Annotated in this window: 25 protein-coding genes, 1 other RNA gene and 1 riboswitch; of the genes, 13 read left to right on the top strand and 13 right to left on the bottom strand. The window is 57.5% G+C overall.

Annotation, left to right across the window (positions count from 1 at the left end; translation table 11 throughout):
- Window positions 1-21: 21 nt before the first annotated feature.
- Window positions 22-1482, bottom strand: coding sequence for a MocR-like pyridoxine biosynthesis transcription factor PdxR (pdxR, locus tag AC2TEM_RS18175; RefSeq protein WP_170398719.1), 1461 nt, complete (start codon window positions 1480-1482; stop codon window positions 22-24).
- Window positions 1483-1628: 146 nt separating this feature from the next.
- On the opposite strand from pdxR, the gene AC2TEM_RS18170 reads away from it, so the two are divergent.
- Both AC2TEM_RS18170 and AC2TEM_RS18165 read left to right on the top strand, forming a co-directional pair.
- Window positions 1629-1937 carry an ArsR/SmtB family transcription factor gene (locus AC2TEM_RS18170; protein ID WP_170398716.1) on the top strand — a complete coding sequence of 103 codons (309 nt, stop codon included), beginning with the start codon at window positions 1629-1631 and terminating at the stop codon, window positions 1935-1937.
- A complete protein-coding gene (locus tag AC2TEM_RS18165; protein ID WP_170425783.1) occupies window positions 1930-2961 on the top strand; it encodes a permease in 1032 nt (343 codons plus the stop codon). Before AC2TEM_RS18170 ends, AC2TEM_RS18165 begins: the two co-directional genes overlap by 8 nt.
- A gap of 42 nt (window positions 2962-3003) precedes the next feature.
- Here AC2TEM_RS18165 and AC2TEM_RS18160 read toward each other — a convergent pair whose 3' ends face one another.
- Together AC2TEM_RS18160 and AC2TEM_RS18155 are read right to left on the bottom strand one after the other, a co-directional pair.
- Window positions 3004-3393, bottom strand: a complete 390-nt coding sequence (locus AC2TEM_RS18160; RefSeq protein WP_170398710.1) for a hypothetical protein — start codon at window positions 3391-3393, stop codon at window positions 3004-3006.
- A gap of 54 nt (window positions 3394-3447) precedes the next feature.
- Complete coding sequence (locus tag AC2TEM_RS18155) at window positions 3448-4209, bottom strand: DUF1013 domain-containing protein (protein ID WP_170398707.1); 762 nt, start codon at window positions 4207-4209, stop codon at window positions 3448-3450.
- A gap of 130 nt (window positions 4210-4339) precedes the next feature.
- On the opposite strand from AC2TEM_RS18155, the gene AC2TEM_RS18150 reads away from it, so the two are divergent.
- A complete protein-coding gene (locus AC2TEM_RS18150) occupies window positions 4340-4969 on the top strand; it encodes a ribonuclease T2 (RefSeq protein WP_170425781.1) in 630 nt (209 codons plus the stop codon).
- Here the strand turns inward: AC2TEM_RS18150 and AC2TEM_RS18145 are convergent.
- From AC2TEM_RS18145 to AC2TEM_RS18125, 5 genes are all read right to left on the bottom strand, one after another.
- Entirely contained in the window at window positions 4966-5454 is a 489-nt protein-coding gene (locus AC2TEM_RS18145; RefSeq protein WP_170406567.1) for a hypothetical protein, read from the bottom strand. The genes AC2TEM_RS18150 and AC2TEM_RS18145 overlap by 4 nt on opposite strands.
- A gap of 104 nt (window positions 5455-5558) precedes the next feature.
- Window positions 5559-6140 carry a histidine phosphatase family protein gene (locus tag AC2TEM_RS18140; RefSeq protein WP_170398699.1) on the bottom strand — a complete coding sequence of 194 codons (582 nt, stop codon included), beginning with the start codon at window positions 6138-6140 and terminating at the stop codon, window positions 5559-5561.
- 69 nt (window positions 6141-6209) lie between these two features.
- Complete coding sequence (gene recR, locus AC2TEM_RS18135) at window positions 6210-6803, bottom strand: recombination mediator RecR (protein WP_170425779.1); 594 nt, start codon at window positions 6801-6803, stop codon at window positions 6210-6212.
- 64 nt (window positions 6804-6867) lie between these two features.
- The gene (locus AC2TEM_RS18130; RefSeq protein WP_170398693.1) at window positions 6868-7212 is read right to left on the bottom strand and encodes a YbaB/EbfC family nucleoid-associated protein; all 345 of its coding nucleotides are present in this window, start codon (window positions 7210-7212) and stop codon (window positions 6868-6870) included.
- A 235-nt stretch (window positions 7213-7447) separates the two neighbouring features.
- Window positions 7448-9208: a DNA polymerase III subunit gamma/tau gene (locus AC2TEM_RS18125; protein WP_480856345.1), complete on the bottom strand. Its 1761-nt coding sequence runs from the start codon at window positions 9206-9208 to the stop codon at window positions 7448-7450.
- Window positions 9209-9380: 172 nt separating this feature from the next.
- Between AC2TEM_RS18125 and AC2TEM_RS18120 the strand changes: the two genes are divergently transcribed.
- Complete coding sequence (locus AC2TEM_RS18120; protein WP_170425775.1) at window positions 9381-9881, top strand: phosphatase domain-containing protein; 501 nt, start codon at window positions 9381-9383, stop codon at window positions 9879-9881.
- Window positions 9882-9885: 4 nt separating this feature from the next.
- Here AC2TEM_RS18120 and AC2TEM_RS18115 read toward each other — a convergent pair whose 3' ends face one another.
- Entirely contained in the window at window positions 9886-10293 is a 408-nt protein-coding gene (locus tag AC2TEM_RS18115) for a hypothetical protein (RefSeq protein ID WP_170425773.1), read from the bottom strand.
- Window positions 10294-10384: 91 nt separating this feature from the next.
- A riboswitch (cobalamin riboswitch) is annotated at window positions 10385-10605 on the bottom strand.
- A 121-nt stretch (window positions 10606-10726) separates the two neighbouring features.
- Here AC2TEM_RS18115 and AC2TEM_RS18110 point away from each other — a divergent pair.
- A complete protein-coding gene (locus AC2TEM_RS18110; protein WP_170425771.1) occupies window positions 10727-11584 on the top strand; it encodes an alpha/beta fold hydrolase in 858 nt (285 codons plus the stop codon).
- Window positions 11585-11620: 36 nt separating this feature from the next.
- Here the strand turns inward: AC2TEM_RS18110 and rsgA are convergent, their stop codons facing one another.
- The 3 genes from rsgA to AC2TEM_RS18095 form a co-directional block, all read right to left on the bottom strand.
- Window positions 11621-12649 carry a ribosome small subunit-dependent GTPase A gene (gene rsgA / locus AC2TEM_RS18105; protein WP_170425769.1) on the bottom strand — a complete coding sequence of 343 codons (1029 nt, stop codon included), beginning with the start codon at window positions 12647-12649 and terminating at the stop codon, window positions 11621-11623.
- 159 nt (window positions 12650-12808) lie between these two features.
- Window positions 12809-12907, bottom strand: an RNA gene (ffs, locus tag AC2TEM_RS18100) — signal recognition particle sRNA small type.
- Window positions 12908-12945: 38 nt separating this feature from the next.
- On the bottom strand, window positions 12946-14808 hold the full coding sequence (locus AC2TEM_RS18095) for a bifunctional 2',3'-cyclic-nucleotide 2'-phosphodiesterase/3'-nucleotidase (RefSeq protein WP_170425767.1): 1863 nt from the start codon (window positions 14806-14808) through the stop codon (window positions 12946-12948).
- Window positions 14809-15003: 195 nt separating this feature from the next.
- Between AC2TEM_RS18095 and nudC the strand changes: the two genes are divergently transcribed.
- From nudC to AC2TEM_RS18080, 3 genes are read left to right on the top strand one after another with little or no spacing between them, the layout of a single operon-like run.
- On the top strand, window positions 15004-15987 hold the full coding sequence (gene nudC / locus AC2TEM_RS18090) for an NAD(+) diphosphatase (RefSeq protein WP_170425765.1): 984 nt from the start codon (window positions 15004-15006) through the stop codon (window positions 15985-15987).
- A gap of 39 nt (window positions 15988-16026) precedes the next feature.
- A complete protein-coding gene (locus tag AC2TEM_RS18085) occupies window positions 16027-16494 on the top strand; it encodes an SRPBCC family protein (RefSeq protein WP_170406543.1) in 468 nt (155 codons plus the stop codon).
- A gap of 14 nt (window positions 16495-16508) precedes the next feature.
- Window positions 16509-17006, top strand: a complete 498-nt coding sequence (locus AC2TEM_RS18080) for a GNAT family N-acetyltransferase (protein ID WP_170425763.1) — start codon at window positions 16509-16511, stop codon at window positions 17004-17006.
- Between the two features lie 116 nt (window positions 17007-17122).
- Here AC2TEM_RS18080 and AC2TEM_RS18075 read toward each other — a convergent pair whose 3' ends face one another.
- The gene (locus AC2TEM_RS18075) at window positions 17123-17956 is read right to left on the bottom strand and encodes a prephenate dehydratase (RefSeq protein ID WP_170425761.1); all 834 of its coding nucleotides are present in this window, start codon (window positions 17954-17956) and stop codon (window positions 17123-17125) included.
- 121 nt (window positions 17957-18077) lie between these two features.
- Here AC2TEM_RS18075 and AC2TEM_RS18070 point away from each other — a divergent pair, with 121 nt between their 5' ends.
- The 5 genes from AC2TEM_RS18070 to AC2TEM_RS18050 all read left to right on the top strand — a co-directional run bounded on the left by AC2TEM_RS18070 (window position 18078) and on the right by AC2TEM_RS18050 (window position 24449).
- Window positions 18078-18587, top strand: a complete 510-nt coding sequence (locus AC2TEM_RS18070) for a c-type cytochrome (protein WP_170398660.1) — start codon at window positions 18078-18080, stop codon at window positions 18585-18587.
- A 174-nt stretch (window positions 18588-18761) separates the two neighbouring features.
- Entirely contained in the window at window positions 18762-20672 is a 1911-nt protein-coding gene (locus AC2TEM_RS18065) for an extracellular solute-binding protein (protein ID WP_170398657.1), read from the top strand.
- 1 nt (window position 20673) lies between these two features.
- Entirely contained in the window at window positions 20674-21768 is a 1095-nt protein-coding gene (locus tag AC2TEM_RS18060) for a microcin C ABC transporter permease YejB (protein WP_170398655.1), read from the top strand.
- Window positions 21769-22875: an ABC transporter permease gene (locus AC2TEM_RS18055; protein ID WP_170398652.1), complete on the top strand. Its 1107-nt coding sequence runs from the start codon at window positions 21769-21771 to the stop codon at window positions 22873-22875. It begins immediately after the preceding gene.
- Window positions 22872-24449 (top strand): ABC transporter ATP-binding protein, encoded by a 1578-nt coding sequence (locus tag AC2TEM_RS18050; protein ID WP_170425759.1) that lies wholly within the window; start codon window positions 22872-22874, stop codon window positions 24447-24449. Before AC2TEM_RS18055 ends, AC2TEM_RS18050 begins: the two co-directional genes overlap by 4 nt.
- The last annotated feature ends 19 nt before the right edge of the window (window positions 24450-24468 follow it).

The following is a 24468-nucleotide window of genomic DNA, read 5'->3' as shown; positions in this document are numbered from 1 at the left end:
AGCGGTTTAAGTCCAGAGTGCTTAAGAACGCCGGATCGCTTCAGCAATCTGTTGGATTCCCGGTTCGATACGATCCGACGAGATTGAAGAGTAGCCCAGCCGATAAAAGTTCTTTGGCCTGTTCTGGCTTGAAAAAAATGCCTCACCCGGTTCGATATGGACGCTTTGGCGCTGCAGGTCTCGGGCCAGTTTGCTGGTGTCTACATGCAGCGGCGCTTGCATCCAGATCGATGATCCGCCCAGCATCCCGCGCCCAGCAACAGTCAGACCATATTGTCCAATCGCCTCCTCAATCGCTTCGCGACGGCGTTGCAGCGTTTTAGACATGCGCCGGATCTGAGCATCATAGTGGCCGAGCGATAGGAAGTAGGCTGCGGTTCGCTGCATGTGGCCAGGAGGGTGACGCAAGACCAGAGATCGCAGGGCGCGCGCTTCACGGATAAAGGGTTCGGACCCGACCATGTAGCCCAATCGAAGCCCCGGAAACAGCGACTTGGAAAAGCTGCCCACGTAGATCACCCGCCCATCGCGATCCATTGACCTGAGCGCCGGTGACGGGGCCCCGAGAAATGACATTTCGAATTCATAGTCATCCTCGACGATCATGGCATCCAATTCGCGGGCACGACGCAGCAGTGCATGTCGGCGGTCCACCGGCATGGTCGCGGTTGTCGGGCTCTGGTGGCTGGGGGTGGTGAATATGACGTCGGTATCGTCAGGGATTGTTTCCGGGGGCAACCCGTCCCGGTCGACCTTCAGATAAGACAGCTTGCATTCCGAGTGAATCAGAAGATCGCGCAGGGCGTAATAGCAGGGGTCCTCGATCGCTGCCCTACGGTTCCGGTTCAGCAATATGCGAGACGCCAGCCAAAGGGCGTTCTGAGCGCCCAGGGTGATCAAGATTTCTTCGGGCCGGGCTACAATTCCGCGGCGGGGAAGAGTATGCCGGGCGATGAATTCAAGCAGCAGCGGGTCATCTTGATCGACATAGTCTCCGGTCAAAGAATCAAAGTCCTTATGTCCCAACGCCCGAACTGCGCAGAGACGCCAGTTTGCATGATCGAACAGCTTTCTGTCGACTTGGCCATAAATGAAGGGATAGCGGTAGTCACGCCAGTTGCTGGGTTTTGTCAGCACATCACCGCCCGAGAAACGGCGGGCAAACGCCTGATCCCAGTCAACCACTTCGGTGTCGCGCCGCACTGGCGTGTAGGTCGGCGGCACTGGCGCATTTTCTGAAACATAGTATCCCGACCGGCCTTTGGCGGTCAGGTAATCATTGGCCAGCAGTTCAGTATAGGCAAGCGTGACCGTAATCCGGCTGACACCCAAATGGGCAGCAAGTTTACGGGACGAGGGCAGCTTTTCCCCAACGTGGAAGCGTCCTGACAGAATGCCTTCGGCGATCAACTGTTGCAGCTGCGCCTGTAAGGTGCCTTGCCCATTGCGTTCCAAAAAGAATGTGTCGACCGAAATACCCATTGCCTCGTTATAGGTTGGACCTAAGGCGGAGGCAATCTGGACTTATGGCCCTGCGAACCATGTTGGGAGTTTTACGCACACGCGTGGTTGACGCAGGATACAAATTAAACTAAATATCCAGAAATCTAGTTTAATGGAGATAAAGGATGTGGGAAGAAGCTGCCGCAGGTTTCTCTGCCATGGGCTCGGAAGCCCGATTGAAGGTTCTTAAGACCTTGGTTCGTGCTGGGGAAGCAGGCCTGACCGTTGGAGAAATTCAGACGAGGACAGGAATCGCACCCTCGACTCTGGCGCATCATCTGCGGTTTCTGGCTGCTGGCGGAGTAGTTGAGCAAGAGAAGATCGGGCGTAGCACGATCAACCGCGCGTGCTTTGACGAATTGAGAAACCTGGCGCAGTTCATCCTTAGTGAATGCTGCGCAGACGAAATCGGAAAGGCCGCAAACGATGGCTGAACTAACACAAAACCCCAAGCCACTTGCCAGAAACCTGATCGACCTGATCAAAACGCCCTGGGCTCTGATCGTGGTCATACTGGCGCTGGTGGCCGTTCTTGATCCGGGCAACTGGACCGAGGTTGTGAGTTTTGCAGCCAAAGCGCTTGCGCATACGGGCCAGTACATCCTGTTTGCTGTTCTGCTGCTATCATACCTGAAGGCAACCGGGGCCGAAGTCATGGTCGCCCGTGCATTTGAGGGTCGCGAGACACGGATGATCTTTCTGGCTGCGTTGTTTGGCGGGCTGGCCCCATTTTGTTCCTGCGAAGTGATCCCATTCATCGCAGGCTTGCTGGCTCTGGGTGCGCCATTGTCGGCCGTGATGGCATTCTGGCTCAGTTCACCGTTGATCGACCCCCCGACGTTGCTGATTACTGCGGGTGCGCTGGGTTGGCCGTTTGCTATTGGTAAAGCAGTTGCCGCTGTCGCGTTGGGTTTGTTCGGCGGGTTTGCGGTGCGCACCCTGATGCGCGGAGGTGCCTTTGCGCAGCCGTTGCGTGAATACAAACCCGCTGGTTGCTGCGGTTGCGGACCAAAGCAAGATGACAAACCCGTCTGGAAGTTCTGGCAAGACCCTGACCGTCGGACGCGCTTTCGGGCCGAATTCGTTCATAACGGTCTGTTCTTGCTCAAATGGCTAGCGTTCGCCTACGTGCTCGAGGCGCTGCTGGTCAGCTATGTTCCGGCAGACCTGATCGCCCGGGTTGTTGGTGGTGAGGGTGTTGTGCCAATTGTCATCGCTGCCTTGGTCGGAATGCCTGCCTATCTGAACTCCTACGTCGCACCACCGCTTCTTGCGGGTCTGATGGAACAGGGTATGAGTGCGGGTGCTGCAATGTCGTTCATGGTGGCCGGCGCCGTCAGTTCGATACCTGCGATGGCGGCCGTGTGGTCACTGGTGAAACCGCGCGTCTTTGCCACCTATCTGGGATTGGGCATCAGCGGCGCTATCGTAGCAGGCATCCTGTTTCAAATGATCTAAACAAAAAACCGCCCGGTTGAGCCACCGGGCGGTTTTGCTTTTCTAGCTAGCTTCGCAATATCGTGGCAGTTTGAACCGATACCTTGGCTCTCCACTTTCAACGAAAACCCGTTTCTCGATACAGGCTTGGGTTCCAACTGTCTGAGCAATCGGCCCTTCGGTCGAAGTGATTGATGCTGCTGAGCCATCCGGCAAGCGCACCGAAGCAATGACCCCGTTCTTGAGATCGCCATTGATCGGTGTCGCCGACAAAACCGCGACGGTGAGAAACGCCTCGTGCTCGTGCTTGCCGTCGTCATTCAGCAACAGCAAGCCAGCGACTATCGCAATCATCACTACGGCACCTGTAATGGCCAACCACCAGGATTTCAGGAACACATAGATTGAAACGGCACGATGCGCGTCGAAGAATAAGGATAGAACCTTTAGCATCAAATCACCCAAAAAATCGGGTCCCGGCTATTCGAGGCCGGGACCATGCGCATCTCAGGGGCGCAGATCGTCTTCGTCTTCTTCATCACCACCACCCTTGGGCAGGTTGAAGAAGCTATCCGCATCGACGATGGGCTCTTCGTCTTCCTTCTCGTTGGTGTCCTCGGACAACGAGAATGTCTCGAGACCTTCGATCGCGGTCGGGATCTTGGGCGCTGAATCCATCTCAAGCGACTGTTCGGTCGAGACCAGTTTGCGACGCTCATCATCGCTCATCACGCCACCTTCGGCTGCTTTCTTGGCCGCGGCCTTTTGCACGATGGCATCCAGTTCGGATTGTTTGCACAGACCCAGGGCAACCGGATCGATCGGCTGCATGTTCGAGATGTTCCAGTGCGTCCGCTCGCGGATCGACTGGATGGTCGGCTTGGTGGTGCCGACCAGCTTGGCAATCTGGCCGTCGCTGAGTTCCGGGTGGAACTTGACCAGCCACAGGATCGAGTTCGGACGGTCCTGACGCTTGGACAGCGGGGTGTAGCGCGGACCACGGCGTTTCTCTTCGCCTGATGCCGCTGGATTGAATTTCAGCTTCAGCTTATGCAGCGGGTTGTTTTGCGCGGTGTCAATTTCTTCCTGAGTCAGCTGGTTGTTGGCTATCGGGTCAAACCCTTTGACACCTGCAGCCACATCACCATCCGCAATACCCTGCACTTCCAGCTCGTGCATGCCTACGAAATCCGCGATCTGCTTGAAGCTGATCGTGGTGTTGTCCACCAGCCATACGGCGGTTGCCTTGGCCATAAGCGGTTTTGCCATCAGCCCGTCTCCTATAAATACATCTGTCCCGTCGCCGGAATTCGGCGGCCCCGAAGCTATGGGGCAGGTTTCCGTTGTCGGGGAACTTGGGGCCTATATAGTCGCGACAGCTAAAGAAGGGAAGAGGCGAATGCGCTGGGCGATTTTGTGGGTGCTGAGTGCCATGGCTGCGATGGCCGAGGGCGAAAAGGCGGGCGATTTTGACTACTACGTCCTGTCGCTCAGCTGGTCGCCCAATTGGTGCGCCCGCGAGGGCGATGCGCGCGGATCGGATCAGTGCAACGCACGACACGATCACGGATGGATATTGCATGGTCTCTGGCCGCAATTCCATCAGGGTTGGCCTTCGTACTGTCGCACGACCGAAGCGCCACCCGCACGCCGCATGACGCGGGAAATGGAGGATATTCAGGGCTCATCCGGGTTGGCCTGGCATCAATGGAAAAAGCACGGCACCTGTTCGGGCCTCAGTGCACCCGACTATTTCGCCCTGTCGCGGCAGGCTTATGCAGGAGTTGCGCTCCCCGAAGTGTTCCGCAAGCTGGACGCGACGGTCAAACTGCCCGCTTCGGTGGTGGAAGAGGCCTTTCTCAAGGCCAATCCCACGCTCGAGCCTGACATGATCACCATCACCTGTAAGCAAGGCTATATCGAAGAAGTCCGCCTGTGCTTGTCCCGCAATCTTGACCCGGTGCCCTGTGGCCGCGACGTGATCCGTGATTGCACCGCTAAAGACGCGGTGTTTGATCCGATTCGTTAGAGTTTTTTGTTCTGGCAGTCGCGCGCATAATCCAGCGCTTTGGCGGTGCCTTTCAGATCAATCGCCATGACGGTTTGACCTTCGGGATTGTAGACGGTCATGGTCTTGTTCTGCGCAATCGAGGTGACGAAACTCCGGTCCGTAAAGAACACCGTCGCGCCGGGCACGCGATCCTGCTTGAACCCGATGGCGGTGGCATCAAAGCTCTTGCCGTCCAGCTCAAACCGGATTGGGTATTGTTCCCCCGGTTTAATGTCGCCCCAAGCCTTGTTGTAAACGGTGAAATACCCGCGATTATCCAACGCGTCATAGCCTAGCCGCACCACCGAGAGGTCCTGATACACGGTTTGTATCAGGCACCCATTGCCAAGATTGGGGTCCATCATGATGTTCCAGCCTTCGACAAAACCTTTGTCGATAAGTTCCTGCGACAGGGCAGCAGTGGCGGCGAAGGCGGCTAAGGTGAGTGCGAGAAGGCGGGTCATTATGTGCTCCAAGTCTTTCGCTCAGTGGAATTTAACTCTGTTCGTTTTTCAAGCTAATTTGAGATTTGAATCTAGAGGACACCAAAAACACTTATCCGCCAAGATCATTGCAAACTACCCGTCTTGGTCAAGATCGTCTCGGTGCCGTTTGACAGGCGGAAAACACATCCTTGGGTCCTGGGAAGTTTTAACAGATCGTTGATGCCAAGGCCCAGCCAAATCCCGCGCAATATCAGTGACGTAACGCCGTGCGTCACCACGATTGCGGATTCGTCTTGCTCGTCTAAGAACGATTGTACCCTCTCATAGATCTCGTCAAAGCTTTCGCCATCCGGGCTGCGAAAATACCAATGATAGGACTCGTATGGGCAATCGATTTGAGTCCGAATGAATTCCCGCGTCGCGCCTTCCCATTGGCCAAATGCGATTTCCGTTAACCGGTCATCGTTTGCGAAATCAAACTGGGGTGCAATCGCCAGCCTTGCGGTGTGTTGCGCCCGCTCCTGCGGGCTGACGAACACGCGTTTGGGGTGGTTGGGGATACGGCCAAGTATCTCCCGCTGCTGCCGCGCCTGATAGATACCGGTTTCCGTTAGCGGAGAGTTCTTGCGGCCTTGAAACTTGCCCAAGGTATTCCACTCGGTTTCGCCATGTCTTAGGACAAACAGATCGGGGTACTTGGTCAATGCGGTTTCCTGAATTACCCACAAGCTAATTTCTAGTGTAGATTGACAGTGCATGCCGAACACACTTTGTCAGATTTCCTTCCTCGCCCGCAAAGCCGCCGTAATCGTCCCATCATCCAGATAGTCCAACTCGCCCCCAATCGGCACACCTTGTGCCAGGGATGTCAGACGAACCTGCCCCTCCAACTGATCCGCGATGTAGTGGGCGGTGGTCTGACCATCGACGGTGGCGTTCAGGGCGAGGATGATCTCGGTGATACTCTCGGCCACAACCCGGTCCTTCAACCGGGGGATACGCAATTCATCCGGGCCGACCCCGTCCAAAGCCGACAAAGTGCCGCCCAGAACGTGATAGCGACCCTTGAAGACCCCGGCACGCTCCATCGCCCAAAGGTCGGCGACGTCCTCGACCACACACAGCTCTCCGGTTGCGCGAGCCTCGTTGTTACAGATGTCGCAGATATCAGTGGTGCCCACATTGCCGCAGTTCAGACATTCACGGGCAGTTACGGCTACCTGCTGCATCGCGTCTGAAAGCGGCGTCAGCAGCAGGGCGCGTTTGCGGATCAGGTGCAGGACCGCGCGGCGGGCCGAGCGGGGGCCGAGACCGGGCAGCTTGGCCATCAGGTCGATCAGATTGTCGATGTCACTGTTCGAACTCACCGTGAGACCCTCGCAATTGGGCCAGGGAAACACGCCCCGGCCATAGATCCGTCAGGAGGGTGTATCAGAACGGCAGCTTGATGTCTGCGGGCAGGCCCATGCTTTCGGTCAGCTTGGCCATTTCTGCCTGCGAACGTTCCTGCGCCTTGGTTTGGGCGTCCTTGATCGCGGCGAGGATGAGGTCTTCGACTACTTCCTTATCGTCACCGTTAAAGATCGACGGGTCGATGTCCAGACCCTTCAACTCGCCCTTGGCAGTTGCGGTGGCCTTGACCAGCCCGGCACCGGATTCGCCGACAACCATGATGGTGTTCAGCTCTTCCTGCATGTCAGTCATCTTGGTTTGCAGATCCTGCGCGGATTTCATCATCTTGGCCATGTCACCCAGGCCGCCTAAACCTTTTAGCATCGGTAATCTCCTGTCACTCGATTTGTGGCCTAGATACGAAGCGTAACCGTGCGGCACAAGAGGTCAGGATACTCCCGCCCGTCGTCAAGGTCTTTGGCAAGACCTTTCCTCCCGTTAGGCCCGGCAGTGCGCAAGGCGCGCTGCCGGGCCCAAAGCCGCTCAGGGGTATCGGCGCCAGCCGATGGCCCGTGGCGGGTGCGGGAGCATTTGGTTGAGGTGCGCTTATGCTCGAAAGTCAGTCCTCTTCAAACGGGTCCCATTCGTCTTCGACCTCGGGCAGGGCTTCGGTTTCGACTTGAGCGGCGCGTTGTTCTGCGGTTTCGATGCTCTTGATCCGCGCTTTCGGGAAATGAGTCAGCACTGCTTGCACCAGAGGATGCTGTTCAGCCTCGGCCTTCAGTGCCAAGTCTGCAGCGTCCCGTACCTCGGCAATCGTCGGTGCGTTGCCCTCAGCGACAATAGAAACGGCCCACCGGTTGCCTGTCCAACGCTGCAGCGACGCGCCCAATCGTTGTGACAGGTCGGTCGGGGCGTTGTCGGTTGGGGCGAACTCGATCCTGCCCGGTTGGTAGGATACCAGACGCACGCCGTTTTCGACCTCGACCAACAACTTCACGTCCCGGTTGGCTCGGATCAGTTCAACCACATGTTCAAATGTAGGATAGCGTGCCAGCGCTGCCTGCACATCTTGGGCCAGCGCGGCTGTTGGCCCGCCTGCGTTGCCGCCGATTCCCGATGCGGCATAGGCCGGTCGGGCCACAGCCTGTGGCGCGGAAATAGCATGTCCAGGCGCACCGATTCCCTTGCCGGGGCCACCATTGGGCGGCGGAGGCGTATCTTGCAGACGCTTGATCAGCTCCTCCGGGCTAGGCAAGTCGGCCACATGGGTCAGGCGGATCACGGCCATTTCCGCAGCCATCATTGCGTTGGGTGCGGCGGAAACTTCCTCAAGCGCTTTCAGCAGCATTTGCCACATGCGTGTAAGGACTCGCATGGGCAGAGCCTCGGCCATTTGTTGACCTCGGGCGCGTTCGTCGGGGGAAACGGTGGGATCTTCGGCGGCATCCGGGGTGATCTTGACCACCGAAACCCAATGCGTGATTTCAGCCAGATCGCGTAAGACGGCGAGTGGATCAGCCCCTTCGGCATATTGCCCGCTCAGCTCGGTCAACGCGCCTGCAGCATCGCCGCGCAGGATCATATCCATCAGATCCAGCACCCGGCCCCGATCGGCCAGCCCCAGCATCGCGCGCACCTGATCCGCGCTGGTTTCACCGGCCCCGTGCGAGATCGCCTGATCCAGCAGTGAGGTCGCATCGCGCGCCGATCCCTCGGCGGCCCGGGTGATCAACGATAACGCATCCTCGGCAATCTGTGCCCCTTCGGCACCTGCAATTTTGCGCAGCAGTCCGATCATATCCTCCGGCTCGATCCGGCGCAGATCAAAGCGCTGGCAACGGGACAGGACGGTCACCGGGACCTTGCGAATCTCGGTGGTGGCAAAGATGAACTTCACGTGTTCGGGGGGTTCTTCCAGCGTCTTGAGCAGCGCGTTGAAAGCGCTGGTCGACAGCATGTGAACCTCGTCGATGATATAGATCTTGTAGCGCGCGGACGCAGCGCGATAGCGGACGCTGTCGATGATCTCGCGGATGTCATTAACACCGGTGCGGCTGGCGGCGTCCATCTCCATCACATCGACATGGCGGCCCTCCATGATGGCTACGCAGTGTTCACATTGACCGCAGGGTTCGGTGGTAGGGCCGCCGCTGCCATCGGGACCGATGCAGTTCATACCCTTGGCTATGATCCGAGCGGTCGTCGTCTTGCCGGTACCGCGGATGCCGGTCATGATGAAGGCCTGCGCGATCCGGTCCGCCTCGAAGGCGTTTTTCAGAGTGCGCACCATGGCGTCCTGACCGACCAGATCGGCAAAGGTTTCGGGGCGGTATTTGCGGGCAAGAACCTGGTAGGCGGGGCTGGGCGTCTCGGTCATGTCTGCTCTGTCGGATTCGCGTTACGCCGCAGCGTAGAGGCCCTCGCCGCCCGCGTCCACAGCCAGCCGGGACGATTTTCATTTTGGAATGCGTGGGTATGCGGCTAAAATCCACTCTATTCTATTTACTGGACCAGTATGATGTTGGGTGAAGTTTGTTTGGGGGGAGATAATGTCGCAACTGGTGGTTTATGCGTTGCAGGTTGGCGGAGGCACCTTGGCCTTGTCCTCGATGCCTGGGCGTGGAGGAACGTATACAGAAGACCTTGATCTTATCGCAGACTGGAAGCCCGGGCTTGTGATCTCGATGACGACTGAGGTTGAGATGATTCAAGATGGCTCGCGGAATTTTGGCGCTGATATTCAGGGGCGTGCCAGCAGATGGGTGCATTTGCCGATCGAAGATTTTGGCACGCCACCCAAGGAGATTGTGGAGCGCTGGCCCCGCGTTGGCGCGACCGCACGTCAGGCGTTGTCAGGTGGTGGCCGTGTGCTAGTGCATTGCCGTGGTGGCTGTGGCCGATCCGGGATGGTGGTTCTGCGTCTGATGGTTGAATGCGGTGAACGGCCTGAGACGGCATTGAAGCGATTGCGTACGGTGCGTCCTTGCGCAGTCGAGACAAATGCCCAGATGCTTTGGGCCGTTGAACCGGCCCGTGTTCAAGCCGTTTGACGGCTTAGACACCAAAATGTGGCGAGATTTCGCCACCGTTGTGCTGCACCAGAAGCGAAGCCTCAAGCATGGCGCAAGGAGGATTCCTTAGCAGGTCTGCGGGTAGGCTGCTGTACTCGGTTCCGAACATCATGTCTGCGTAGTCATCCAGCCGGCCGGTATCGATTTCAGGATCGGTTCCGCAGAATACGCGTATCTGGTCGCATTGGGCGCGAAAGCGGGCGGTGCATCCTTCCGGGCAGTGCGACAGATCTATGGTGCCTTCAATCTCAAACTCAGTTTTCGTGACCGGTTTTGTGGCGGACATGGCCTGCGTCAGAGCCCGCGCCATCTGTGCCAATGCGGGGCAAGGTGCGCCAGTACGTTGGCACACGGTCGCCGCGAATTCGTGTGTTTTGGTCTTCCAGATCATCAATGCGCCCTCCGCGCGCAAGGCAAGGGCGTGGCACAGGTTGGTCGTTGCGGAGCACGATCAAACCCGTCCCGGACACCCCGCCCGAGTTTCGGTTCTACATCCGATGGCAGGTCTCCTGACTTGCGGGTCATCGCTTTGCCGACCTTCCCAACCTTCAAGGCCAGTGGTATCTCGGCATTGCTCTCCGCTTACAGTTGCGGGGGCAGTCTCGGACTAGGTTCTTTCCGGATTTATCCGGGCAGAACCGCACCGTGTTCCCTTTTCATCCCGGCCCGATTGGGCGCGAGAACCATCGCGACATGGCTATCGGCTGCGCCGTGCCCGAGTCAAGAAGATTGCGTCAGGCAAGTGACGTACGGTCCAGCCACGTCAACCTTGACTTGAGGCGCTTCGGGTGAACTGATCAGTTCAGTCGGTATTGGAGGGCACCATGTTGGACACGCAGCAGGCGGTTGTGACCGAGGATTTTCAGATCCCGTCCGACCCGGCAATGTTGTCGGCGCGGCTTTACCGTCCGGTTGCCGACCCCGAAAAGGTGGTCGTCATAAACGGTGCGACTGGGGTGCCAAGGGATTACTATCAGCACTTCGCCCGGTGGCTCGCCGAAGAACAGGGCATGGCCTGCCTGACTTACGATTACCGGGATTTTGGTCACTCTTTGGTGGGTTCACAAAAGCGGTCAAATGTCACCATGGCCGATTGGGCGTTGATCGACATTCCAGCCGCCCGGGCCGAGATGCGCCGACGGTTTCCGCAGGCCAAGCTATGGAGCATAGGTCATTCCTTGGGCGGAATGTTTGGCCCGATCCAACCCGATATCGATCAGATTGACAGGATGATCTGTGTCTGTTCGGGTCTGGTAACGCTGGCGGATCACCCTTGGCCTTATCGCGCTTTGGCGGCGTTGTTCTGGTTTGGTCACGCGCCGCTGGTGGTCAAGGCGCTTGGCTACCTGCCCGGACGGTTGGTCGGGTTTGGATCGGACCTGCCTGCCCAAGTCTATTGGCAATGGCGCAAATGGTGCACCGCCCCCAAAAGCTATGTGCCAGAGATCGGCACGACACTGCCCGCCGCCCGCTGGGAAGACTTGGGCAAACGTGTCGATCTGTTTACCTTCGCAGATGATGAAATGGTGCCGCCGGATGCTGTCTGGCGTCTTGCCGATCTCTATGGACCCAAAGCCGGGCGCCATCTGCTTGCACCAAGCGAATTCGGAGTATCCAAGATCGGCCATATCGGTGCATTCGCAAGACGGAATGCGGCAGTCTGGCCTAGGCTGATCGCCTGATAGCGCTGGGCACCGGTAGGCCGGTGCCCAGCTTCGTTATAGCCCTTTACGGGATTTTTTCTCGTGCATCACGCTGCGCACCATCTTGCCGAACGCCTTGTCGCGGGCGCGGGCCTGCGCCACCGAAGCGGAATTGTGTTGGTCTTCGCGCCGCAGCTTGCGCCAGCGGTCCAGCCGCGCGGGATCAAGTGTGCCGGCGTCAATTGCAGCCTGTACCGCACATCCGGGCTCAGTCTCGTGCTGACAATCCGAGAAGCGGCAATTCAGGCTGAGGTCTGAGATGTCCGAGAACACCTCATCCAACCCCTCTTGTGCATCTAGCAGACGTAACGCGCGCATGCCGGGCGTATCGATCAGCCAGCCGCCATTGCGCATGCGATGCAAGGCGCGTGCCGTTGTTGTGTGCCTGCCGCGCGCATCGTCTTCGCGAATACCTGCGGTGGCCTGATCCTGCCCCGTCATCCCGTTGGCGAGCGTCGTTTTCCCAACGCCGGATGATCCAAGCAAGGCGCTGGTTTGTCCTTTCGGACACCACGACAGAACTTGTTCGAGACCGCCGTGATCCAGCGCGTTGACCGCAAGTACCGTCAGAAACGGGGCGAGCGATTGGGCCTGATCTACATAAAGGCTCGGATCATCGCACATGTCCGACTTGGTCAGAACGACCACCGGATAGCAGCCTGCCTGATGCGCCAGCGCAAGATACCGCTCCAAACGTGGCAGATTGAAATCGGCGTTGCAGGAACTGACGATGAACAGCACATCAACATTTGCAGCGATCAGCTGCGCTGCTGCCCCTGTACCTGCGGCCCGGCGCTGCAGCAGGCTGCGCCGGGCCAGCACGCGGCGTATGCGTTTGTTTTCATCCGCCAGAACCCAATCCCCAACGGCATATGCGCCGGTTGATTTATCCAGAGATAACAAAGGCGATTCACCTTCAGGGCTCAGCCCGATCAGTCGATCCCGGTGTACGGCCGAGATGCGATACGGAAGAAGTGACGGATCAGCCGTATGCTGAGCCGCGAAATGAGAGGACCATCCGAGGTCCGATAAGGAAAGTAACATTGGTCTGCCTGTGATCAGAAACAGCAATCCCGTCGAATGGCAATCGCGCATCCGCCGGTGACGTGTTCAGGCAGTCAATTGATCGGAAAGGATCAGAACCGGTCTGCCCGAAGGGTTTTTGTTACAATCATAAACGCCCTCCTGCGGCTGATAGGTTCTAAGTGAGAGGTTGGACATCGACCCAAGCGGGGCTCGTTGTGGCTGCTTCCTTCCGGACCTGACCAGGTTGGCGAGGCGCTCGCCCGCGCCAACCTCTCAAAGCCGATATAGGTGCATCCCCTGAAAATGGCAACCCGTCAGAAGGTCAGATGAATACGCATGAAACCATCCGCATCGTCGGGCAGAATGCGTGGATGATACTCAGCAAGCTCTGCAACATGGTGTAGCGCGCGCGGCCCCGTTGTCAGGATCGCGCCCTGCCTTTGGTTTGGTACAAAAGAAAAGGGGCGCGGTGCATGCGCGAGTGGGTCGGCGGGCAATGTGCCCGCGACGTATTTGCATAGAATATCCTGTATGCTGATCTGAGGCAGGTCAATCATACGGGCTTGTCGCGCAATTGGAAAATGACCACCGCCATTGGCGCGGTAGTTATTGGTGGCGACAAGGAAACTCTGGTCAGGCGCAATCGGCTGCCCATCGAATTTCAGGTTGCGAATGCGGGAAAATGCCGGATCAATCACTCGACCGAGCGTATCGAACCGCGCCGGTTGCGAAAGATCGATCTGGTAGGTAACGCCGTGCAGGACATCGAAATTGAAGCCCGTGCGCTGAGGATCGGCAAGATCGATCGGGGCGTCTGAGCCAAGTTGATGGAACAGCCCGGCTGACATCTCAAGCCAGTCCCGAATCTGAGAACCTGAGGCCAGCACCGCGCGCAATTCATTAGGAAAGACACTGAGATCGGCGATATGTCGAACTGAAATCTCGCCTGAGGGGATATCCGTGTAGTACTTGCTTCCTGCGCGCCCGCCGAACTTTGCCGGGGCGGCTGACGATATGATAGGCAAATCTGCCCAGTCGGTATCGACCAAATGCGGGCGTAGGGCAGCGGCCTGAGCCGCCGCAACCAAGGCCAGACCGCGATCCGGTACGCAATATGAGAAGTAGCTATGCAGCGTGTGTGGGATTGCGCCCACTGGCCTGGTCACCCTTTTGCGCGTCGCAGCGTGGCCGGTCGCAAACAGCTCTGTGATCCTTTGGCATTCGGGTATTTCTGTGCCCGATTGAGCGATTGCCCGCGCTTCGACATGGCTGCCTGTAATGCGCCAATCGCCGGTGGTATCTTTTTGCAGTGTCAGATCAATGATCCCAAGATGAGACCCGGCCCAACCCTGCATGACAACCGGCGTTCCATGCACAAGCCCCCGCGTACTGTCGACGAATGGATAACCATCATGCGCCTTTCCGGGCAGTGTCAGATGGGTGTGGCCTGCGACGACGGCATCAATCAGCGGCATCTCGGCCAGCGGGATGATCGCGTTTTCCATATCCGGCTCGGCCATTGCCGATCCCAGTCCGGTATGCGCAAGGGCGACAATCAGGTCGCAACCTTGCACGCTGAGATCTTCAGCAGCGCGCCACGCAGCGGCCAGAATGTCTGTTACCACGACCCGGTCCGTTAGCAGATGTGCTTCCCACTGTGCGGTTTGAGAGGGCAAAACAGAAAGAACCCCGATGCGGATTGCGGTGTCCTGTCCATTTAGTCTGACTACCCGATGCAGAATCGTGTGTGCATCCCAACCTTGTTCGGTCTGAGTGGTTTGCATATTGCTGCAAATCATTGGGCAGGCGGTTTGGCGAGCGATGCGATTGACGAGTTCCAGCCCAAATCCGAAATCGTGATTACCCAATCCGATCGCGTCATAGTTCAACGTGTTGAACGCGCGTGGCAGGGGATGGGCGTCTGGCACGTTTTCAGCTGCCCAGTTGCCAAATGGCGTTCCCTGCAGGCTATCACCATTGTCAAACAACAGCACAAGGGCGTCGTCGCGTTCAGCCTGTCTGCGCGCCTCGTGAATCAGGCTGGCGGTACGGGTCAAACCAATCGCAGGTTCGGGGCGATCCGAATAGTAATCATATGACGTCAGGTGCATGTGTAGATCGGATGTAGCAAGGATTCGAATCCGTGCGCCATCATCTGCATCTCTTGGTTTTCGCATTAAATGCTTTGATTTCAATATCTTCAACTTCTAGCTGTCAGTGTGCCAACGTTTTCACCATGGGGTCGATTTAATGCAATTTCCGGGGCGATGCTGCGGTCATTCCGCGGCAGGGTCGAAAATGTTTGGTCGATACCCGTTGCACGATCAGGTAAGACGTGGCAGCCCTTTGCGCGGCAGTCAGGAACGGCAGGCATGAAACGCGCAGAACAGGTGACATTTGGCGGCTCGGCACTGGATCGGGCGGGTTTGCTGCGCGGCGACGCGGACAAACTGGCACAGGTTTATCGTGACCCTTTGGCAACATGTGTGTTGCTGTGGCGCGGCAAACTGTTGGTTGAGGGTGAGGCACTGGACCGGCTCGTCCGGCTTCCGATGACGCACAAGATTCTCGAACAGGGCCCGGGCGGTGTGATCGAGCAACCGATTTTCCTTGGAAAATCCGAGGATGGATCGCCGCTTTTTGCCATGGACATCTCGGGCTGGGCGGCTGAAGGGCTGGATTTATCCGGTGTCGGAGATTTTGTCGACCGCAGCGAACAGCAGCACCCTGATCTGCCCGAGGGGTGTGTCTTTGCCGAGCTGCGCCGCATCATGACACGCCTCAACCCACGAGACGCAGAGATTGCGGCAACCGCCAAGGCGGTGATCGGCTGGCACGAAACGCATCAATTCTGTGCCCGATGTGGTGCCCGCAGCGAGATGTCTCAGGGTGGATGGCAGCGCAGTTGCCCGGCCTGCGGCGGCCAGCATTTCCCGCGCACCGATCCTGTGGTCATCATGTTGATTACCCATGGCAATTCGGTGCTGATGGGGCGCTCTCCGGGCTGGCCTGAAGGCATGTATTCGCTTTTGGCTGGTTTTGTTGAGCCCGGTGAAACGCTGGAAGCCGCTGTGCGGCGCGAAGTGATGGAAGAGGCGGGCGTGCCCGTGGGTGCGGTGAGCTATCTCGCAAGCCAACCCTGGCCCTTTCCCGCATCCCTGATGTTTGGATGCGCAGGCGAGGCGTTATCGCGCGATATCCAGATCGATCCGGTCGAGATCGAGGATGCGATCTGGGTCACACGGACCGAGATGATGCAGGCCTTCGCTGGGGATCACCCTAAGCTGTTGCCTGCCCGAAAAGGTGCGATTGCGCACTTTTTGTTGCAACACTGGCTTGCAGACACGTTGGACTGACGAGAAACTGAACCCAATCTAGGGCAGAGAAAAGCAATCATGCAGTTTTCAGCGCAGGAAGATATCGATGTCCCAATCGAGACGGTCTTCAACATGGTCTCGGATTTTGAACGCTTCGAACGCAAAGCCTTGCGGCGCGGGGTCGATGTGCGTCGGGTCACGGGGTCGGTTGTGCCGCAGGCCGGAATAACCTGGGAGACCGAATTCAAGATACGTGGCAAGCCACGTCATATCATTATCGAGATGACTGAATGCGACCGCCCGTCCTTGATGCGGTTCCAGTCCAGCAGCAAGGGAATGAACGGCGACACGGTGATCGAGCTTTTGGCGCTTTCCCAACGTCGGACACGGCTGCGCGTTGAAACATCGCTGGGTGCGAAAACGCTGCCCGCCCGCCTATTGCTTCAATCCCTGAAGTTAGGGCAATCCCGATTCAGGCGGCAGTTCCAGACCCGTCTCAGCGAATTCGCGCGCGATATGGAGGAACGACACCTCCATGGTGTCTGACAACCGAGAAGTAGATGAGCACTTTAACGAGACCGATCATACGCGACGCTGTCGAAGCCGATGCGGATGGCTTGTCCGGTGTGCTAACAGCGCTTGTAGCGGCTGGAAAGCGGACCAAGCCCGCCGACAGCGCCTTTGCACTGACGCATTACATCTGCGACCCTGAGCGGATTCAGTGTAGCCTTGCCGTTGCGCCGGACGGACAGATACTGGGTTTCCAGTCGTTGAAGCTTGCCAACCGAAACAACCCGTATGGCGTTGCGGTCGGGTGGGGCATCATTGGGACGCATATCAAACCGTCCGCTGCGCGATGTGGTATCGGTCGGGCGCTGTTCAAACGTTCTCTTCAAGCCGCTCGGCAGCAGGGATTGCCCGCTATCGATGCTACGATCGGGGCCAATAATTCCGACGGCCTTGGCTATTATGAGGCGATGGGATTCAGAGAGTACCGGCAGATGGATGGCGCGATATGCAAGGTCTTTCGCATGGGGACCGGAGTGACCAACCCGTAGTCCGCCGCACTTTCAGTATGTCGCACCGAAGGACTCTAATTACTGTTCTAAGGTGCAAGCGTAGCTGCCCCGCCTATCCAGGCCGTTCCTTTGAAGGGGCGAGCCAATTACCTGCACTATCCACGAGGTTGCGCAGCCGGATAAACGCCGAGGACCTCTACGTTGGTGGTAAAATGCTCAAGCTCATCCATCGCCAGTTGCACATTTCGATCGCCTGGATGACCCACGATATCGGCATAGAACTGGGTCGCGGTGAAGGACCCGTCGACCATATAGCTTTCCAGCTTGGTCATGTTGATTCCGTTGGTTGCAAATCCGCCCATCGCTTTGTACAGCGCCGCCGGGATGTTACGCACCTGAAAGACAAAACTTGTGATCATGCCGTGATCACCACGGCGCGATTCGTCGGCCTCACGAGACATCACCAGAAAACGGGTCGTGTTGTCGCCCTGATCTTCAATGTGACGGGCCAAAACGTTGAGGCCGTAAATCTCACCTGCCAGCTCACTGGCTAACGCTGCGGAGTGTTTGTCGCCGATCTCGGCGACCTCGCGTGCGGCACGAGCATTATCCGGGCTGACCCTGCCACGAATTCCGTGTTGCCTCAGGAAACCTGCGCATTGTGGTAGCAAGACGAGGTGGGAATGCGCCTCAGTGATATCCTCCAGAGTCGCGCCCGGTACGCCCAACAGGTTGATGTGCACGCGCACAAATGCTTCGTCGATGATGTGCAGCCCGCTATGCGGAAGCAGGCGGTGAATATCGGCCACACGACCATAGGTGGTATTTTCCACCGGTAGCATGGCCAGATCAGCCTCACCTGAGCGCACTGATTCGATCACATCTTCGAAAGTGCGGCAGGGCAGGGCGTCCATATCCGGTCGCGCGTTCCGGCAGGCTTCGTGACTGTATGCGCCGGGTTCTCCCTGAAATGCTATGCGATTGGTCATTTGGTCGTTTCCGTGCAACAAGTTCTTGAATTGGGCGTTTAGTCGCGGTGTCTATACCTTGCGTCTTCTCAGGGGAAGCCTTAGACACCCCGCAGACAGCTGAAATGGACACGCGATCAAAATGTTCGACACGATGACAGTTACCAAAGCCGCAGCCGGCTTGTTTGGCACCTTCCTGGTGTTGCTTCTGGCAAAATGGGGGGCGGATGTCCTCTATAGCTCTGACAGCCATCTTGCCGAAGCTGCTTACATTATCGAAACCGAAAGCTCGGGCGAAAGCGCGGACGGCGAAGAAGTAGTCTTTGAAGATATGTTGGCTGCAGCCGATCCGGAAAAAGGCGCGCGCGTATTCCGCAAGTGCACCGCTTGCCACAAACTGGAAGACGGCGCCAATGGTACAGGTCCTTACCTTTACGGTGTCGTAGATCGCCCGGTTGCCTCAGCAAAAGGCTTCACCGGTTATTCGGCCTCGATGCAGGCGCATGGCGGCAACTGGACACCCGAAGCCCTGGACGCGTTCCTGGAACGCCCAAGCGCCTATATCTCGGGCACTTCGATGAGCTTTGCTGGCCTGAAAAAACCACAAGAACGCGCCGATCTGATTGCGTATCTGCAGACCATCGGCAACTGATCTGTTGATCAGATTTGCAGGATTTAAAGCCGCTGCCTTGCGCAGCGGCTTTATTTTTTGTCTGAGAAGAACTTCACAAAGCGTTCACGCATTCTAAACTTGCAACTGACAGTGCTGGACCTTTAGCTGGCGGGCACGACAATGAAGACGACAGAAATTCAGAGGACGAGCCTGATGAAACCCCTTCTGCCCCAGATGCGCTTTACCGGAATTCACGCTTGGGCTGCGGCTTTGGGGATTTCGGCGACACTGGTTCTGGGCAGCAGCGATCCTGCCCGTGCCAATGAAGAGGGCGTCACGCGCAGCCACGGGTATTCCTATTTCGGAAATCTGGATTATCCGGCCGACTATCCGTACTTGAACTACGTCAACCCAGACGCACCAAAGGGCGGAGAGCTGTCTTTGGCGGGCTCAGGTACGTTTGATTCCCTGAACCCTTATTCGCGCAAGGGGCGGGCAGGCGCTTTGACTACGCTTCAATATGACCCGCTGATCGAAAGCACCGCGGATAGTGTCGGGCAGTATTATGGGGTTGTTGCGGAAAGTATGGAATATGACGAAGGGCGCAATTATGTGATCTTCAATCTGCGCCCCGAAGCTATGTTCTGGGATGGCACCCCGGTGACTGCCGAAGACGTCGTCTATAGTCATCGTTTGTTCATTGAGCAGGGTTTGCCGTCTTATGCGCAAGCCGTCGGGCGCATGGTTACAGGGGCTGAAGCTCTGGATGACCACACTGTAAAATTTACTTTTAGTCCGGATGTCACCCGGCGCGGGTTGATCGAAACCGTCGGGTCGACCCCGGTATTTTCAAAAGCCTGGTTCGAGGCCGATGAAAGCCGTCGTCTGGACGAACCGCGGCTGGAGGTCGCCGTTGGTTCAGGTCCTTACAAACTGGACAGCTATGACATCAACCGCCGTATTGTCTACAAGCGTCGCGACGATTATTGGGGCAAGGATCTGCCGATCAACATAGGCCGCAACAATTACGACACTATCCGGATCGAGTATTTCGCGGATCAAACCGCCGCCTTCGAAGGGTTCAAGGCGGGCGAATACACGATGCGTATCGAAAGTGACCCCAAGCTCTGGGCCTCTAGTTACGATTTCCCGAAACTCAGCGAAGGGTTTGTCGTGCAGGACGAGATCGTGGATGGTAGCCCGCCGACGCCGTCGGGTTTCGTTTTCAATCTGGGCAAGCCTCAATTTGCCGACAAGAATGTGCGTAAAGCGCTGGCGCTGGCGTTCAATTTCGAATGGGCAAATGAATCGCTGATGTTCGGTCTGAACGCACCGCGCAGTTCATTCGTGCAGGGGACACATCTTGAAGCGACAGGCGTGCCGGAGGGTGCCGAACTGGCGTTTCTGGAAACGCTGGGTGACGTGGTTCCGGCCGAGGTGTTCAGCGAGCCTGCGCTTGTCGTCCACGAATCCAATCCAGCTCGGTTGAACGACCGTCGCAATTTGCGGCAAGCCTCGAAACTGCTGGACGAGGCTGGTTGGCCCGTCGGCGACGGCAATCTGCGCCGCAATGCCGATGGGCAGACGCTGAAGGTCAATATTCCGTATGCGTCGAGCATTCCAACCTCGACCGCCACCATGATCGAGACCTATGTGCAGAACCTGCAGTCGATCGGTGTGGATGCTTCGGCCGAGAAGGTAGATCCTTCTCAATTCACCCTGCGGCGGCGTGAGCGTGATTATGATATGGTATATTCGAACCGCTATGGCTCGTTCCTGTCGACCGGCGGGGGTCTCAGTCAGATGTACGGATCGGAAGAAGCCGCGTTTAGCTTGTTCAACCCTGCCGGTCTTGCCAGCCCACTTGTTGACGCTGTGATCGAAGCGTCATTCGACACGACAAATCAGGCGGAACAGGATGCTGCGCTGATGGCGTTGGATCGTGTCTTGCGTTATGAGTTCTTCGTCATTCCCGATGGGTATGTGGCGGATTACTGGACGGCTTATTACGACATGTACGAATACCCTGAAAACCTGCCTCCATTCTCGCTTGGGTATCTCGATCTGTGGTGGATCAACCCCGAGAAAGAGGCTGACCTGAAAGCCAAAGGCGCGCTGCGATAACATGGGCGCCTATATCCTAAGACGCCTGTTGCTGGTCATTCCGACCCTTCTGGGCATCATGATCGTCAACTTCACGCTGGTGCAGTTCGTGCCCGGTGGTCCCATTGAACAGATCATCGCGCAGATCGAAGGGCAGGGCGACGTCTTTGCTGGGTTCGCTGGTGGTGGCGATGCCGGAGCCGGGGCCGAGCCCGCAGGTGGTGCCTTTGATGACAAATACGTCGGTGCGCGTGGCCTTCCGCCCGAATTCATTGCTGAACTGGAAAAAGAGTTTGGCTTCGACAAACCGCCACTGGAACGCTTTCTAGGCATGATGGGCAACTACCTGACGCTGGATTTTGGCGAGAGCTATTTCCGCTCGATCAGTGTGATTGATCTGGTGCTGGAAAAGATGCCGGTGTCTATTTCGCTGGGTCTGTGGTCGACGCTGATCGCCTATCTGGTCTCGATCCCGCTAGGTATCCGCAAGGCGATCAAGGACGGGTCGAGCTTTGATACTTGGACCAGCGGTGCGATCATCGTGGCCTATGCGATCCCCGGTTTCCTGTTTGCCATTCTGCTGCTGGTGTTGTTCGCCGGTGGCTCTTACTGGCAGATTTTCCCGCTACGGGGTTTGACCTCGGACAACTGGGACAGCCTCAGCCTGTTTGGGAAGATTACTGACTATTTCTGGCACATCGCTTTGCCGATAATCGCGCTGACCATCTCGGCCTTTGCAACGCTGACGCTGCTGACCAAGAACTCGTTTCTGGATGAGATCAAGAAGCAGTACGTGATGACCGCTCGCGCCAAGGGTTTGAGTGAAAGTAAGGTGCTGTATGGTCATGTCTTCCGCAACGCGATGCTGATCGTGATTGCAGGTTTCCCTGCTGTATTCATTGGTGTGTTCTTCGGTGGATCGATCATCATTGAAACCATTTTCTCGCTCGATGGTCTTGGGCGTCTGGGCTTTGAGGCCGCAGTGGCGCGCGACTATCCGGTAATTTTTGGTACGCTTTTCATATTTGGCCTGATGGGGCTGGTCGTCGGCATTATCAGCGATCTGATGTATGTGCTCGTTGACCCGCGTATCGATTTCGAAAAGCGGGAGGGGTAAATGGCACTCTCCCCTCTCAATCAGCGCCGTTGGCGCAACTTCCGGCGCAATGGCAGGGCGTTCTGGTCGCTGATCATCTTCTCGGTGTTGTTCGGCCTATCGCTGTTTGCCGAGTTCATCGCCAACGACAAACCGATCCTGGTAAAGTACCGGGGTGAAATCTACACGCCTGTCTTCAACTTTTACGCCGAGACTGAGTTCGGCGGTGATTTCCAGACCGAGGCGATCTATCGCGACCCCGAGGTCATGTGCCTGATCGATAGCGGCGGATTGGATCAGTGCTTCGACGACCCCGAAGGTATTATCGACGAAATCAAGGCGGGCACGTTCGAAGCGGATGGGTTTGAGCGAGGCTGGGCCATCTGGCCTCCAATCCCGTATTCCTTCAACACCAGCGTGGACCGCCCGGGCGCTGCACCGCTGCCGCCCAATGGTCAGAATCTGCTCGGCACTGACGACACCAAGCGAGATGTGCTAGCTCGTGTCATCTATGGCTTCCGCCTGTCGATCCTGTTCACTTTACTCGTCACCGGTGTGGCCAGTTTGATCGGCATTTTTGCTGGGGCCATTCAGGGGTTCTTTGGCGGTTGGCTGGATCTGATCTTCCAACGTATTATCGAGATCTGGTCGGCGACACCCTCGCTTTATGTCATTATCATCATGTTCGCGATTCTTGGGCGAAGTTTCTGGCTCTTGGTGATTCTGATGATCCTGTTCAGTTGGACCGGACTGGTGGGCGTCGTGCGCGCTGAATTCCTGCGGGCACGAAATTTGGAGTATGTCCGTGCCGCGCGGGCGCTGGGCGTGGGTAACATGACGATCATGTTTCGCCACATGCTGCCTAATGCGATGGTCGCCACGCTGACCTTCATGCCGTTCATCGTGACTGGAACCATCGGTGGGCTGGCTTCGCTGGATTTCCTTGGCTTCGGTTTGCCGTCTTCAGCACCGTCGCTTGGAGAGTTGACTTTGCAGGCGAAACAGAACCTTCAGGCACCGTGGCTGGCCTTCACTGCCTTCTTCACCTTTGCCATCATGCTGTCGCTGTTGGTCTTCATTTTTGAAGGCGTCCGCGATGCGTTTGATCCCAGAAAGACCTTCTCATGAGCCTTTTGGATGTGAACAACCTCAAGGTCTCGTTTCGGCAGGACGGGCAGGTGAGTGCGGCAGTCAAAGGCGTGTCCTTTACCGTCGACCGGGGTGAAACGGTGGCTTTGGTGGGCGAATCCGGCTCGGGCAAATCCGTGACGGCGTTGAGCACTGTGTCGCTGCTGGGTGATAGCGCAATTGTCGAAGGCTCGGTCACTTATGAAGGGCAAGAGATGATCGGCGCGTCCGAAGACAGGTTGATGGACGTGCGCGGCAACGACATTAGTTTCATCTTTCAGGAGCCGATGACCTCGCTCAACCCGCTGCACACGATCCAGAAACAGATGGCGGAATCGCTGGCTCTGCATCAGGGCGTTACCGGCGATGAGGCGCGGGAACGGATTGTAGAACTGCTGACCAAGGTCGGCATCCGAGACCCCGAGGAACGGCTCGACAGCTATCCGCACCAGTTGTCCGGCGGGCAGCGTCAACGCGTGATGATCGCGATGGCGTTGGCGAACAAGCCGGACATTTTAATCGCGGATGAGCCGACAACGGCGCTGGACGTCACCATCCAGGCGCAGATTCTGGAGTTGCTGGCCGAACTGCAAAAGTCCGAGAACATGGGGATGTTGTTCATCACCCATGACCTTGGCATCGTCCGCCGCATCGCCGACCGGGTTTGCGTGATGAAGGACGGTGAAATCGTCGAAGCCGGAGTGACAACGGAGATTTTCGACAACCCGCAACACCCCTATACTCGCAAGCTTCTGGAGGCCGAGCCGTCCGGGCACCCCGACCCGGTGGCCCCGGATGCCGAAGAGGTAGCCCGCACCGATCACCTGAAAGTCTGGTTCCCGATCCAGCGCGGTTTCCTGAAACGGACCGTAGGCTATGTGAAGGCCGTCAACGACGCGACCCTCAGCGTCCGTGCCGGGGAAACGCTTGGGATCGTGGGGGAGAGCGGCTCGGGCAAGACGACGCTGGCGCTGGCGATCATGCGTCTGATCGCGTCCGAGGGCGGGATCACTTTCCGCGACCAGAATGTGCGCCGCTGGTCAACGCGCGAGTTGCGGCGATTGCGCAAGGACATGCAGATCGTATTTCAGGATCCGTTCGGCAGCCTCAGCCCACGGATGACCTGCATGCAGATCATCGCCGAGGGGCTGGCCATCCATAAGGTCGATCCTCATCGCGCCCCGCGCGATCTGGTGGCCGAAGTGATGAACGAGGTCGGATTGGACCCCTCTGCGATGGACCGTTATCCGCATGAGTTTTCCGGCGGGCAACGCCAGCGGATCGCCATCGCCCGCGCCATGGTGTTGCGGCCCAAGCTGCTGGTTCTGGACGAGCCTACAAGCGCGCTGGATATGACCGTGCAGGTGCAGATCGTTGACCTGCTGCGTGAGCTGCAAAGGAAGTACGGGCTGGCCTACCTGTTTATCAGCCACGACCTGAAGGTCGTGCGCGCGATGTCACATAACGTAATCGTCATGCGAAACGGTGATGTGGTCGAAATGGGCGCTGCTGAAGATTTGTTCGAACACGCTCAGACCGACTATACCCGCGAGCTGATTGCGGCGGCGGGCTGACACGCAGCCCGCGCCTTTG

The sequence above is a fragment of the Ruegeria sp. HKCCD3925 genome (genome assembly GCF_057221175.1).
Note: the sequence above shows the minus strand (reverse complement) of the source record. Positions and strands in the feature narration are given on the sequence as shown.